The sequence below is a fragment of the Pantoea sp. AG702 genome, from assembly GCF_003182295.1.
In the GTDB taxonomy this organism is placed as follows: Bacteria; Pseudomonadota; Gammaproteobacteria; order Enterobacterales; family Enterobacteriaceae; genus Pantoea; species Pantoea ananatis.
The window spans coordinates 76,902-90,853 of record NZ_QGTU01000011.1; the positions used below are offsets into that span (position 1 = coordinate 76,902).

Consider the following 13,952-nt stretch of genomic DNA (forward strand, 5'->3'; position numbering starts at 1 on the left):
CGGCGTAATGTGAATGCATGGAACGCTCACTCTCTGCAGAAAACGCCCGGCTCAGGGCGCTGCTGGACACGCAGCAGCGAAGCCTTGAGCAGATGGCCGAATACAACCGCCTCCTGTCACAGCGGGTGGCGGCCTACGCCAGCGAAATCAGCCGCCTGAAGGCGCTGGTTGCGAAACTGCAGCGCATGCAGTTCGGCAAAAGCTCCGAAAAGCTGCGTGAGAAAACGGCACGTCAGGTGCGCGAGACTGAGGATCGCATCAGCGCCCTGCAGGAGGAAATGGCGGAGGTCCTGGGTGAGCAGCATGACCCGGCACTCCCGCAGCCGCTGCGCCAGACTTCCGCCCGCAAACCTTTACCGGCCTCGCTTCCCCGTGAAACCCGCACGCTGACTCCGGAAGAAACCACCTGTCCGGCGTGCGGCGGAGAGCTCAGCGCGCTGGGCTGCGACGTGTCGGAACAGCTGGAGCTCATCAGCAGTGCCTTCAGGGTTATCGAAACGCAGCGGCCGAAGCTGGCCTGCCGCAGGTGCGACCACATCGTTCAGGCCCCCATGCCGTCAAAACCCATAGAGCGCAGCTACGCCGGCCCCGGCCTGCTGGCGCGCATTGTCACGGCGAAGTTCGCCGAACACACGCCTCACTACCGACAGTCGGAGATATACAGCCGCCAGGGCGTGGAGCTGAGCCGTGCCACGCTGGGGCGCTGGTCCGGCGCGGTCAGCGAACTGCTGGAGCCGCTGTATGACCTGCTGCGCCAGTACGTACTGATGCCGGGTAAGGTGCACACCGACGATATCCCGGTCCCGGTACAGGAGCCTGGCAGCGGCAAAACGCGCACTGCCCGTCTGTGGGTGTACGTGCGGGATGACCGCAACGCCGGGTCGCATCTGCCGCCGGCGACATGGTTTGCATACTCACCGGACCGGAAAAGTATCCATCCACAACAGCATCTTGCCGGGTACAGCGGCATCCTGCAGGCGGATGCATACAGTGGCTATAATGCACTTTACGAAGACGGCCGTATCACGGAAGCGGCCTGTATGGCGCATGCCCGGCGAAAAATCCACGACGTCCATGTCCGCACGCCGACCGGCATCACCACCGAAGCGCTCCGGCGCATCGGTGAGCTGTATGCCATCGAAGCAGAGATACGCGGCAGTCCGGCAGACGAGCGGCTGGCAGCCAGAAAAGCCAGAAGCATTCCGCTGATGCAGTCGCTGTACGACTGGGTGCAACAACAGATGACAATACTGTCGCGCCACTCCGACACGGCAAAGGCATTCACGTACCTGCTGAAGCAGTGGGACGCGCTGAACCTTTACTGCCGTAACGGATGGGCGGAAATGGACAATAATATCGCGGAAAACGCATTGCGGGGCGTTGCCCTGGGCCGGAAGAACTGGCTGTTTGCCGGTTCAGACAGGGGCGGAGAACGTGCTGCTGTTCTGTACTCACTGATCGGAACCTGCCGGCTGAACGACGTGGATTCGGAGGCGTGGCTGCGCTACGTGCTCAGCCACATTCAGGACTGGCCAGTGAACCGGCTGCGCGATCTGCTGCCGTGGAAGGCCGATCTTACCTCCGCTGTTTTGACCTGACCCGGTTATGGCACAGAGCTGAATTTAATCTGACAGGCTGCTCTGTGCCAAAAGCGGACGTTGCTTGCATCATGGAATGTTAGTTTACCGGGAGCAGGTCAGCGCCTCTATGCAGCTAACCCCGCATCTAATGATTTTCTGCATATCGCCATTTTCAAATTTGAAGTCTGATTTATGAAACTGCGTAGTAAGAGATTTGACTGAATGGCCGGATGGCGCGAGTGCAGAACAGCGCCCCAGGGGGAAGGTGTAACGCGCCGTCCGGCACGAGAGGAATTATGAAGGCCATCTGCAATAGAAACAACTTTAAAGAGGAACGCGTTGCAGGTTGCATTACGGATGTTATGAGCGTAGCTCATATGGGCAATTGGGGGGTAATGCCAAATATTTCAACAGGCGTTTAATTAGTCCACCGGGCCTTTAAGTGCAAAAGTATAACTTTATCATGGTTTTAAATGAGATAAGCCATCCCTGAAGATGGCTTATCAAGTGCAAATACAGACGCAGTTTTGTAAAAATGTTGCCGCATTAAATGGCACACAACCAAAGTATTTGAACCAATTATACAGCGTTTGTGCGGAATACGCTGACAGCATCCCTCAGGCTTGCGGCCCGGCTTGCAAGTTCATCAGCAGATGATGCAGACTCTTCAACCAGTACGGCATTCTGCTGCGTAACCTGATCCATCTGTGTCACCGCAATATTTATCTGAGATATGCCCGCACTTTGTTCTTCAGAAGAAGATGAAATCTCTCTGACTAATTGAGATGTTTGCTCAATAGCTTCCACGCTTTGCTTAACTTTTTCACCGGCATCCCGGGCCATCGAAATGCCCTGTTCGGCATGCTCAACTGACTGCTCAATCAGTCCTTTGATCTCCTTCGCCGCTCCAGCCGATCGCTGTGCCAGTGCCCTGACTTCAGATGCAACAACAGCAAAGCCCTTGCCGTGCTCACCTGCCCGGGCAGCTTCAACGGCTGCATTTAAAGCAAGAATATTCGTCTGAAACGCTATCCCGTCAATAACGGAGATGATTTCTTTAATCTGCCCCGCACTGTTGCTTATTTTTTCCATTGAAGCCAGCACTGACTCCATCGCCTCACCGCCTCTTAAGGCCGCACTGGTAGCGGAGTTGGCCATTTCAGCAGCATGGCGCGTGTTATCTGCATTATTGCCGATAATTGACGATAACTGCTCCATACTGGCCGCAGTCTCAGCCAGAGAGGCTGCCTGTTGTTCAGTTCGCGCAGAAAGATCACCATTTCCGCGAGCAATTTCTTCAGATGAGGTAGCGATAGTGACAGCGTTGCTTTTGATGCTTTCAACCGTAAGTGTAAGTCGCTGACTCATTTGCAGTAATGCCTTGAGCAGTCCGGCAGTTTCATTACGTCCTGTCACCGTAAATGTTGACGTAAGGTCACCACCTGCGACTTCAAGCGCCAGCTTTGATGCTGCACTGACAGGTCTGGTAACGGAGCGAATGATAACCAGAGCGAAAATTACTGCCAACAGGACGATAAAAACAAGAACGGTCAGTAGTGCATATTGTGCATATCGGTGTTCCTTAATCTGCGCATTCAGTATTTCACTCAGCTCATTACCTCCACCAATGGCGTAGTCGCTGAATTTGTTAATAGCGTGCGTAAAGAGCGCTGCATAGTCCTTCGGGTTTTGATTCGTCATGCTCCGGTTAATAAAAATCGCCTCAGCGGTTTTGAGAGCACTGTTTGCCTCCTGAACGGCTGCATCTGCATCTGCACTGAACTTTTGCTTAAGTGTGTTATCAGATAAAAATAGTTTTTCAGAATCCTGAACAAATAAATTCAGGTTATACGAACCATTACTGATTAAAGACTCCATACGGACAGAGTCTGCTTCACTTATGCTTTCATTTCGGGCAAGAAGGGAAGTGCCGAATGCACGTATTTTCCCAAGGCTTTCGGTCAATTCAGGCAATGATGAAAAATTACTCGTAATTAAACGGTACGTGTTGATATCTGAATCGAGAGAAAGGCCGTAAAAATCCAGCACATCACGGTTCGCGTTCAAAAGGTTGCGGATGAGGAGGGCATGCGCATCAAGACTGGCTGTCAGAGTCAGTTGTGAAGAATCTATTCTCTGCTGTAGCTGGCTCCACTGTGTGCGCACATCATTAATTTTGCTGATTATGGCAGCGCTGCCTTCTGTCTTGGCCATATCTTTAGTAATAACGTCAGTGATGTTTTCAATTTCATCTCTGACCTGAACGCGGGACGGTGTTGCTGGATTTTTAGTTGCAATGGCCAGGGCGGTTTCTGCACGATGGCGCTGTATCAAATTCAGCAGGGCTAAAATCTTATTTTCTACGGGTACACCTGTTAGCTCTCTTTGCTTGTCCTGAATGTATTTATTACCTTCGGAAACAAAAAGCATGGTAGGAACTGAGAACAGAACAAGGGAAAACAGGCCCAGAATGGCAAATTTGGCGGTAAGACTTATATTGTTTAGAATCTTATTCATTTATAATTCCTGGTGAATTAGTTCGTTATAGTGACAATTGCAAAAGATACATTTGCAAAGCACCTTAACCTTTTTATCGGTTATTCCTTCATTAACTTTATACCGCATTGTTGATTTACTGCTTTACGGAATAAACTTTTAGTAACGTTAAACAAAGCACTTAAGCTAAATAATCATTTTTTCTCGGGATGAAGTTCTGTTCGCAGCGGCATTAGCCATTGCTGGATTTTCATCTGAGAATTTTTACTGAGATTTGAATGAGTCGGCTGAACTAAATGCGGTTCGCGCACATGTATTATTAATATGTCGCCGAAGGACGTTGTCTCGGGGGTGTAAGGTGAAGCAAAACTATCTGACCTGGCAGGCGCTTTGATCGCTGCGAGTGACCTGCTCCCCGTTGATTCACTCATAACGCTATTAGCAATGTCCGCTTCTCGCTCATAGCGGACCTCCAGCTCAGTCAGCCTGTCCGCTTTGTGCCACAAGCGGACATTGCGAATAATATTTTTGTTGACCTGCTTAGAGAAAACGGGTTTTTGTATAGATAGCTAAACTTGAGAGCTGAAGCACCTCATCAATTTTCACTGTAAGGACGACCAGATGCCTGACTACCATTTCTATCAAAAAGGTAAACAGATAGTTGCGTTAGAACGTTCGGAAGAAAACCAATCCCTTAACCTAATTAATCAGGGCTATGAAAAGCAATTTGAAGAGGTTAGTGCTACCTCGAAAAAAAGCGCACTGACGCGTCTTTCTAATATTCGTACAGATAATCGGATAGATCAGCGTAACTTTTTAGCAGGTGCTGGCACGATGCCGTTGATAGGCATTTTGACGGCAGTAGCAGTTTTTCTATTACGAAAAAAACAGCCCTAAAATGGACTAAATCCTCTTGTCGCTCATAGAGGACCTCCAGCTCAGTCAGCATGTCCGCTCTGTGCCAGGAGCTGACATTAGAGATCATTGGTTGGCAACTGCTGAGCAGCAACATTACATGCCCTATATGTCTGTTAATATGCGCAAAATACTAATGTTTCTGGATAAGAGTGATATGCCTCAAATAACCATCCATATTCTGAATGCTCAGGAAAAACTCACTGTTCACTGTGAATGGCTGCGAACTACCCTGAACGATACCTTTGTAAAAGTCACAAGGCTGATGCCGACTCCTTCAGTTGATGTCATAGTTAAGGCTGGGAAGTGTGTTATCCCTGAAAAAGGGCATGCCGGTTTTTGTCCTGAATCTGGAGTTATCTATATAACCGTCGATCCTGAAAACCCTGCATTTTGCAAAAACGTTGCGCACTCTATTGAACGTATGTTTGCTCATGAACTTCACCATGCTGCAAGGTGGGCAGGACCGGGATACGGCTCAACGCTGGGAGAAGTACTGGTCTCTGAAGGACTTGCCGGGCATTTTTCTCTTGAGCTTTTGGGTGGTGAAGCTGAGCCCTGGGAAAGCCTCCAGTCCCATATTGTTAAGCCCTACTACCCACTAGTGTTTGAAAACTGGAATCACACTGATTACGACCATAATACCTGGTTTTTCGGAACAGGAGATTTACCAAGGTGGCTGGGTTATACCGCAGGGTTCAATCTGATATCCAGGTATCTCGCTTCATCCCCACATTTGAAAGCATCAATGCTGGCGAACATCAAGGCTGAGGAGTTAAAGGCTTTTATATGAAGTACATACTTTTAATTTTTCTAACGCTGTTATTCAACTCATAAGCGAAACTCGCTTGGTCCGCTTTTCGCTCATAGCGGACCTTATCCCGCCCGCACGCATTGATCTGCACCCCGTTGATTAGTACACACCAATGTTAGCAATGTCCGTTGTTCGCTCATAGCGGACCTTCAGTTCAGTCAGCAAGTCCGCTCTGTGCCAAAAGCGGACATTGCCAACATCAGAATGTACTGATATGCGGGGTACTGGTTACCTGTTCTGCTCTCCTGCACCCCCTCCGTCGAACCGGAGAGGGTTCCGTTCTTATCCAGAATCTGCTGAATGAGGCGCGGTGCTGTAATCAGAAATGTGTCCAGCCGTCGTCTTCAGTCTCCACGCGGGCTTTAACTGCCGCACTCGCAGATGGAGCGGGCGCATGAACAGCAGCAGGTATGGACTGGCTGCCCAGCCTGAACACAGACACCGCCTGCAGAAGTAACTCCGCCTGCTCCCTGAGGCTCGCAGCCGCGGAAGCCGACTCTTCTACCAGCGAGGCGTTCTGCTGGGTGGTCGCGTCCATTTCCGTGACGGCAATGCCCACCTGCTCAATGCCGCGTGCCTGTTCGGCACTGGCAGCATTTATTTCTTCCACCGTATCCGACAGCTTCCCGACCGCCGTAAGAATACCTGACATGGTTTCAGACGCGTGAACCACCCGCTCATTACCCTGTCCCACCGTATCGGCATTGGCTGCAATCAGCTGACGTATTTCACCCGCAGCAGAGGCGCTGCGCTGCGCCAGTGACCTGACTTCGCTTGCCACCACCGCAAAACCCCGGCCGTGTTCACCGGCACGGGCCGCTTCCACGGCGGCATTCAGCGCAAGGATGTTGGTCTGGAAGGCGATGCCGTCAATAACGGCGGTAATTTCTGCGATGCGCCCGGAACTTTCGCTGATGGATTTCATGGTGCCACTGATGGCTGCCGTAGCCTCGCCGCCTTTATTTGCCACGTCGCGCACGCTGACCGCCAGCTGGCCTGCCTGACGGGCGTTCTCTGCGTTGTTTTTTACCGTCATGCCGAGCTGTGTCATGGTTGCAGCCGTTTGCTCAAGCGCGCTGGCCTGCTCCTCGGTGCGCTGCGAGAGGTCAGTATTGCCCTGGGCAATCTGGGTACTGGCTGATGCCACGCTTTCTGCATTGCTTCTTACAAGGCTGACGGTATTAATCAGTGAATCCTGCATGTCACTGATGGCCGACAGCAGCGTGCCGGTCTCATCTTTCCGGTCTGTCCGGACGATACCGCTCAGGTCTCCGCGGGCCACCCGCCGGGCAGCCTCAACGGCCACATTGAGCGGACGCGTGATGCTCCGGGTGATAGCCCAGGCGGATACTGCGGCCAGAAGCAGAGCCACCACGCCGGCAGTCATTAACATCATCAGCGCAGCGGTGCGCTCCTCACGCGCAATGGCCGCGGCAGAACTCATGCGCGCTTCCTGAAAGATCTGCATTTCCTTGAGGGAAGCCATGAAGTCGCCCTGCGTCTGATAGCGTGGACCAAAAAGCAGCCGGGTGGCCTCATCACTTTTGCCCTGCTGCGCAAGTGCCACCACTTCATCAATGAAGGGCAGGAAGAGTTCGCCATGGGCTTTGAGGCGGGTAAAGATTCCGGTTCCCTGAGGTGTGTTAACCTGCTTACCAATAACTCCGATAAGACTGTCCACCTCGTGCCTTTCAACGCGGTAATCGCTGATGGCTTTTTCTCTTTTGGTGACGTCGCTGAGAAGAATCGCATTCCTCGCAAGGCGGCTCATGTCGGACGTGTAGTAGCGCAGCATAAGTGAGGAGGATGCCTTACTGTAAAGACTGCCGGATATCTCGTCGTTGGTGTTTCCGAGGGCGTTTATTTTAACGATGCCGATGAGCACCATAAACATGACAAGGAGTGCCATAAAGCCAAAGGCGGCGCCGAGTCTGATTCCTATTCTGATATTGTTCATACGGGTTCCATGGTGTAAGGCGTCAGCGTTAATGCATGGTGCTGACGAAAAAAATCACTCCCGTTAACGGGAGGATACTGCTATGAAATGCCGCAGCATCTTGCTGCAGCACTGTTATTATCGGCAGTGGTCAGCAAAGGTTCACCCAGCCAGTTTCTTTGTCGGAGACTCCGGTCACCATGATGCAGATGAGGCGAAGGGTCAGAGTATTAGTCCGGGTCCTGGTATTAATGGCAGGGACTGGCTGAATCTGCTTCAGCGGGAGTAGCTAATCAGCACGCATGTTTAGTTATGCGGGTTTCCGGCAGCATAAATGCTGCACACGAGGCATATTTATCTGTTTCATCGCCGTACTTTTTTTTCAGACTGAACGTCCGATTTGTGACAGAAGCGGATGTTGCTGACATATCTATGCTATTTATCGGGACAGCGGTTAGGGTAAAAAATGGAGAACGGAGTTTTGGACATCACTATTAGTGCTGCGCAGCCTAATCATTTTTCTTCATTACGCGCCATTGAGTTAGCAGCTTTTGAAACACTGCGGGAAGCAGGCGCTGTGACAGGACAGGCGGTTGCAAATAGCCTGGAGGAATTTGATCATTTCAGCCGTAACGGTCTGCTGTTGGCGGCTTTTACGCCTGACTCCACTCCCGTAGGATTTATCGCTGGCGAATTTGAGAATATCTGGCTGCACATTGCTGAAATTGATGTACATCCACACTGGCAGCGCCGAGGTATCGGCAGACTGTTAATGCAGGCTCTCCTCTGCTCTGTGCAGCAATACGGTCTGGCCGGTGCCACACTGACAACAGACAAGATGGCCGCCTTCAATGCCAAATTTTACGCCAGGCTGGGTTTTGAGATAGTGGAAGATCAATCTTGCCCACCACACTTGATCAGCCAGAAAGCTGAGGAAGTTCAGATGGGCTTCAATCCGTCACGGCGCGTAGCTATGCAGTTAAATTTTTAACAGCTATGGCATAGTATCAACGGCCATGATGTCCGCTTTTCGCTCATAGCGGACCTTCAGTTCAGTCAGCAAGTCCGCTTTGTGGCAGAACCGGGCATTGCACCCGTTACGACATATACTGATATCAGGAGTAATAAATGTGTCTGCGCTGGAAATATGCAGGCTTTAACAGATTCACTTCATAAGGCTGAAAAGCTGGTCAGAACGGAGCGCTTCAATGGCCTTTCAGAGTCCCGCCCAGAACTACACCGAAACTCGCCTGAATCTGGGTGATCTGGTACATCTTTCTCCCTACTCAACTTATCTTATGCGCAGCGAAAGCAACTGCACCGATGCAGGTATCGTTAAAGGGTCCGTGCTTGCAGTCGACCGTGCGCTGATACCTGCACACCGGCAGCTTATCGTTGCTGAGATTGACGGTGAGCTGACACTGAGGCGCCTGCTGCTCGAGCCTGTTCCGGCCCTGCAGGCGCTGGACGAGGACGGGACCGTAACGCTGCTTGATGTGAGCCAGGCGCTTCCCGTGTGGGGTGTGGTGGCATACGCCCTCACCGATGTAGCCGGCGTGGGATTCAACGGACCACCAGGAGAATAGGCATGTTTGCGCTGGCCGATGCCAACAATTTTTACGCCTCATGTGAAACCCTGTTCAGGCCCGATCTGCGCGGTAAACCCGTTGTGGTCGTTTCGAACAACGATGGCTGCGTGATTGCGCGATCGGCAGAGGCGAAACTTTTAGGGATCAAAATGGCGGCTCCGCTGTTCCAGAACGAACGTTTTTTCAGGCAAAACGGTGTGCATGTATTCAGTTCCAACTACGAGCTGTAGTAAGTTAAGTGGAATGCAACATTGATTGGGTAAACTTTGAGCAGCAATGCTGTTGTCAGAGGTAAACACAATGATGATTCCACCAAACGAGGATGTGCTGGTACTGGCGGAGCGCTGGCTGAAACTGCTGTCCGACCTGGGCCGGGCTCAGACCACACTCTCCGCCTACCGCAGTGCCCTCAGCCATTATTTTGCATTCTGCAGCCAGAACAGCATTGAACCTGAAAAGGCCCGGTTTGAAGACCTGGCCGCCTACATCAGCCCTCAGTTACCCGGCATGCCTTTTCCCGCAGCCAGCGCCACGCTCCAGCTGCGCCTTTCTGTGATCCGTCTCTGGTATGACTTTCTGCTTTATCAGGATATATGCAGTCTCAATCCGCTACCCCGTGCGGGTTTACCCGGCGTCATTTATACCGGGCGGGGGCTGGTCCCGCGTATCACCCGCTTACCCGTAATACCTGATGATGAGCAATGGCTGAAATTTCTTAAACATGTTTCAACTGCCTCCCTGCGTGACCGGCTGATGCTCGCGCTTGCCTATTTTGGTGCACTCCGCCGTGCAGAGGTGACAGCCCTGGCGCTTGAGGATATCGACCCTGCGCATCGCCTGATCCGTATCCGCCCGGAAACAACGAAAAGCAGGCGGGAAAGAATTATTTGTTATGGTCCGGACGTGACGCCGGTACTGGCAAATCATTTTCGGCAGCTGAAGCAGGCTGGCTGGACACAGGGTGCGCTGTTCCGTTCATTTTCTGATCGTAATTATGGCACACCCCTTTCTGTGTGGAACTGGAGTAAAACCGTACGCAGATGGGCTCTGGATACCGGGCTTCCACAGATTACAACACATACCTTCCGCCATCTTCGTCTGACCCATCTGGCGCGGGCCGGCTGGAAACTGCATGAGCTGGCGACTTATGCAGGACACAGGGATCTGCGCACCACACAAATTTATATCCATCTGTCAGGTTACGATCTGGCTGGCCGGATAGCCGCAGCCGTGGCTGAAACCGACAGGAAAGTCGCCGGACTTATTTTTCAGGAGCCTTACTGATGAATGAAAAAACGGCCAGAGTCACTTATGTGCCTTTTAAACGCACAGATTATCAGCTGAGAGATGCGTTAAGTCCTGAGGAAAGAGACGCAATAAGTACAGGCTACCGGCGGTCAGCTGCGCTCGACCAGCCAGGTTCTCTGCCGTTTTTGCTGTTGCCTCTGCAGGACATTGCCTCACGCAGCAGTATCAGTGCCAGACTTGTCAGAATTACCATACTTACAGTTCTTGCAGAAACACACCGGGCGGGTCAGCCCTGCTGGCTGTGGACGCAGGAAAGGTGGTTAACGCTCTGTCAGCAACACAGTTCCGGCAGGCCTTTGCTTGCTGCTTTTGCCTTTCATCTCGGCCCGTTTCCCTCTCCGTTAAGCCTGCCAGTGCATGGTGCACCTTCGCTGTACGCCAGTGCCATCTATGGCCGGATTTTTGTCAGCCATGAACTTAACCGGCTGACAGACGTTCTGATCTCACTGGGATATGTCGGGCAGAATCAGAAACACAATCTGTCGGGTATGCTGGGTGTTCTGATGCTGATGAATAATGATCCGCAACTTGAAAATTTTACGACAGAACTGCTGTGGCGGGGGCAGAACTGTCACGACCGGGGGATCGCAAGAGTTACAGGAAAAATATCCTATGCACTTGCTGCTATGGGGATTATAAAAAGCCCCCTGAGAATGCGTAATTATAAAGAGTGGCATGAAAAGCCAACAGAAGGTATCGCGCCTGACTGGGCCCGATGGTGCCGGAAGTGGCGGGAAACGTCGGTACTCCGCCCCCGCTCCAGAGAAACTCAGTACAGTTTCATTCTCCGCTGCGGCCTGTGGCTTGCCCGGGAAAAGCCGGAAATATGCGAACCGTCTGACTGGACAATGGAAACCTGCGCCAGCTTTATTGCAATGGTTGGCCGACTGAAAGTGGACGAGCTGTCACTGGACACAAATAAAGGGGGCAGGCGTTCAAACCGCTCAGGAAAGCCCCTGATGCCGCATTCCCGCAGCCGGTTTGTTTATGCAGTTCGCCGTTTTATGCTTGATTATGAAAGCTGGGGCTGGGGGAAATTAAAATTCAGTCCGGCCCGTCATTTGTCCTCGCCTGACACACCGCTGTTTCGTCAGGGCGTGAATCCCCGCGTCATTGATGATCCGGTCTGGCTGAAACTGGTCTGGGCAAGCCTGAATCTGCGTAAAGAAGATCTGCTGAGCGAAATTCATTATCCCCTGTCTATGCTTCAGGCTATGGCGGTTATCTGGACACATGCAGGGCTGCGACAGAACGAGCTGATGCGTCTGACAATGAACTGTATTACTCCACAGGCGGATGACATTCTGCAGGAAAACGGTGGTGCTATCCCGGCGGGCACTTTGTGCTATCTCAGCGTGCCGGCCGGCAAAACCTCTAAAGCTTTTGTTAAGCCGGTCTCGGCTGTAGTGAAAAAATATGTAGATATCTGGCTCAGTGAGCGTCCTCAGGAGCAGGCAGCACTTACGGATGAACGCACCGGCGAAAAAGTTCGTTTCCTGTTTCAGAATCGGGGTAAACCGGTGGGCAGGGACATAATAAATCTCACTGTCATTCCGGTTCTCTGCGCCAGAGCAGGAATGCCTGCGGAAGATTCACGCGGTCCCATTACAAGCCACCGAGGCCGTGCTTCTGCCGTTACAGCACTGGCCAGTGTTACCGGGGGCATGTCTTTACATGAGCTGATGCAGTGGTCAGGTCACTCATCCGCACAGTCGACAATGCATTATATCCGCATCCGTCCGACTCAGCTGGCAGCATCGTTCGTAAAAGCAGACAGGGTCGCTCATATGATCAGCGTGCTGATTGACCACGATCCGGAAGCCGCGAGTCTGACCGGCCCCTCAACGTACTATGATCTGGGTGACTCATACTGCACGAACCCCTTCTGGAGCAGCTGTCAGCACCGGATGGCCTGCATCGGTTGCGATTTTAACCTGCTCAAACAGAGCGCGCGCGGACTGATACTGGAAAGCAAAGCCTCTGTCAGACGTTACCTTGAGGAAGTTCCGCTCACACCCGATGAGAGAGCCATCGTGGAACAGGACGCAGAGAAAATTGAACAGGCTCTTAAAAGGTTGTCCCTCAAACCCGAAGGGTAAAACGGGCCGCTATGTGCCAGAAGCGGACGTTAATGTATTACCTGTTCAGAAGCAGATTAGTCATTTTAAGTCATCAACAGAGTGCCAAGATGATTAAATTAATGTTTGACGCTGACTATATTTCTATTATTCTGGAAATATAGTTATTGGAGCCAGCATGGACTTACATACCGCAGCAAACGCACTTCGGGAGCTGGGCCACCCGACCCGTCTCAGCATATACCGGGAGCTGGTCAGGGCGGGTCATCACGGCCTGCCGGTTGGCGAACTACAGAAGCACCTTGAGATTCCTGCCTCCACGCTCAGCCATCATCTTTCTGCGCTGATGTCTGCTGGCCTCATAAGTCAGGAACGGCAGAGCCGAACCCTGTTCTGCAGGCCCTGTTATGCGCAGCTTGAGCAGCTGATGGCTTTTCTGACTGAAGAGTGCTGCGCCGGCGGCAGCGACTGCAGCCTGTCTGCCGCGATGCCCCTTAAAGAGACTCCATTGTGAATAACGTGAATGATGCCTTGAACAATATCGATCCGACGCTCCTGGATGCGCCCCTTACGGAAGAGAAGCTGAAGGCTGCAGAAGTGCCACACCCGCCCCGTATCCTGATGCTCTACGGTTCGTTGCGGGAACGCTCTTACAGCCGGCTCACCACGGAAGAAGCTGCCCGGTTGCTGACGGCTATGGGCGCGGAGGTGAAAATATTTAATCCGTCCGGCCTGCCGCTGCCGGATGATGTACCTGAAACGCACCCGAAGGTTGCAGAGCTGCGCGAACTGGTACTCTGGTCAGAAGGGATGGTCTGGTGCTCTCCTGAGCGTCACGGTGCCATGACCGGCATCATGAAGACGCAAATTGACTGGATACCCCTGACGTCCGGGGCGGTCCGGCCATCGCAGGGGAAAACCCTTGCAGTCATGCAGGTCAGCGGCGGCTCACAGTCGTTCAACGCCGTAAACCAGATGCGCATTCTCGGGCGCTGGATGCGAATGATTACCATCCCGAACCAGTCATCTGTGGCAAAAGCCTGGGCCGAGTTTGATGAGGACGGTCGCATGAAACCTTCACCGTATTACGACCGCATCGTGGACGTCATGGAGGAACTGATGAAGTTCACCCTGCTGACGCGCGGGCGAAGCAACTACCTGACCGACCGCTACAGTGAAAGAAAAGAGAGTGCCACTCAGCTCTCAGAGCGGGTCAACCAGCGCAGCATATAAAAA

The 13,952-nt window shown here is 52.3% G+C and carries 11 protein-coding genes and 1 pseudogene; 10 read left to right on the forward strand and 2 right to left on the reverse strand.

Features of this window, described 5'->3' with window-relative positions; all coding sequences use genetic code 11:
- Positions 1-17 precede the first annotated feature (17 nt).
- On the forward strand, positions 18-1,598 hold the full coding sequence (locus tag DFO57_RS21265; protein ID WP_110015847.1) for an IS66 family transposase: 1,581 nt from the start codon (positions 18-20) through the stop codon (positions 1,596-1,598).
- Positions 1,599-2,159: 561 nt separating this feature from the next.
- Here DFO57_RS21265 and DFO57_RS21275 read toward each other — a convergent pair.
- A complete protein-coding gene (locus DFO57_RS21275) occupies positions 2,160-4,097 on the reverse strand; it encodes a methyl-accepting chemotaxis protein (protein ID WP_015700497.1) in 1,938 nt (645 codons plus the stop codon).
- A gap of 600 nt (positions 4,098-4,697) precedes the next feature.
- On the opposite strand from DFO57_RS21275, the gene DFO57_RS21285 reads away from it, so the two are divergent.
- Positions 4,698-4,973: a hypothetical protein gene (locus DFO57_RS21285; protein ID WP_110015849.1), complete on the forward strand. Its 276-nt coding sequence runs from the start codon at positions 4,698-4,700 to the stop codon at positions 4,971-4,973.
- 175 nt (positions 4,974-5,148) lie between these two features.
- The gene (locus DFO57_RS21290; RefSeq protein WP_110015906.1) at positions 5,149-5,784 is read left to right on the forward strand and encodes a DUF2268 domain-containing putative Zn-dependent protease; all 636 of its coding nucleotides are present in this window, start codon (positions 5,149-5,151) and stop codon (positions 5,782-5,784) included.
- Positions 5,785-6,124: 340 nt separating this feature from the next.
- Here the strand turns inward: DFO57_RS21290 and DFO57_RS21295 are convergent, their stop codons facing one another.
- Positions 6,125-7,762: a methyl-accepting chemotaxis protein gene (locus DFO57_RS21295; protein WP_110015851.1), complete on the reverse strand. Its 1,638-nt coding sequence runs from the start codon at positions 7,760-7,762 to the stop codon at positions 6,125-6,127.
- Between the two features lie 460 nt (positions 7,763-8,222).
- On the opposite strand from DFO57_RS21295, the gene DFO57_RS21305 reads away from it, so the two are divergent.
- From DFO57_RS21305 to arsH, 7 genes and pseudogenes are all read left to right on the forward strand, one after another.
- Positions 8,223-8,732 (forward strand): GNAT family N-acetyltransferase, encoded by a 510-nt coding sequence (locus DFO57_RS21305; protein ID WP_022623069.1) that lies wholly within the window; start codon positions 8,223-8,225, stop codon positions 8,730-8,732.
- Positions 8,733-8,949: 217 nt separating this feature from the next.
- Positions 8,950-9,327, forward strand: a complete 378-nt coding sequence (locus DFO57_RS21310) for a S24 family peptidase (RefSeq protein ID WP_088900824.1) — start codon at positions 8,950-8,952, stop codon at positions 9,325-9,327.
- A gap of 2 nt (positions 9,328-9,329) precedes the next feature.
- Positions 9,330-9,557: pseudogene (locus DFO57_RS21315) on the forward strand (DNA polymerase V subunit UmuC); the annotation flags it as partial.
- A 73-nt stretch (positions 9,558-9,630) separates the two neighbouring features.
- The gene (locus tag DFO57_RS21320) at positions 9,631-10,614 is read left to right on the forward strand and encodes a tyrosine-type recombinase/integrase (protein ID WP_110015855.1); all 984 of its coding nucleotides are present in this window, start codon (positions 9,631-9,633) and stop codon (positions 10,612-10,614) included.
- A complete protein-coding gene (locus tag DFO57_RS21325; protein ID WP_110015857.1) occupies positions 10,614-12,737 on the forward strand; it encodes a tyrosine-type recombinase/integrase in 2,124 nt (707 codons plus the stop codon). Before DFO57_RS21320 ends, DFO57_RS21325 begins: the two co-directional genes overlap by 1 nt.
- A 157-nt stretch (positions 12,738-12,894) precedes the next feature.
- The gene (locus DFO57_RS21330; RefSeq protein WP_110015859.1) at positions 12,895-13,230 is read left to right on the forward strand and encodes a helix-turn-helix transcriptional regulator; all 336 of its coding nucleotides are present in this window, start codon (positions 12,895-12,897) and stop codon (positions 13,228-13,230) included.
- Positions 13,227-13,949 (forward strand): arsenical resistance protein ArsH, encoded by a 723-nt coding sequence (arsH, locus tag DFO57_RS21335; protein ID WP_064691156.1) that lies wholly within the window; start codon positions 13,227-13,229, stop codon positions 13,947-13,949. Before DFO57_RS21330 ends, arsH begins: the two co-directional genes overlap by 4 nt.
- Positions 13,950-13,952 lie beyond the last annotated feature (3 nt).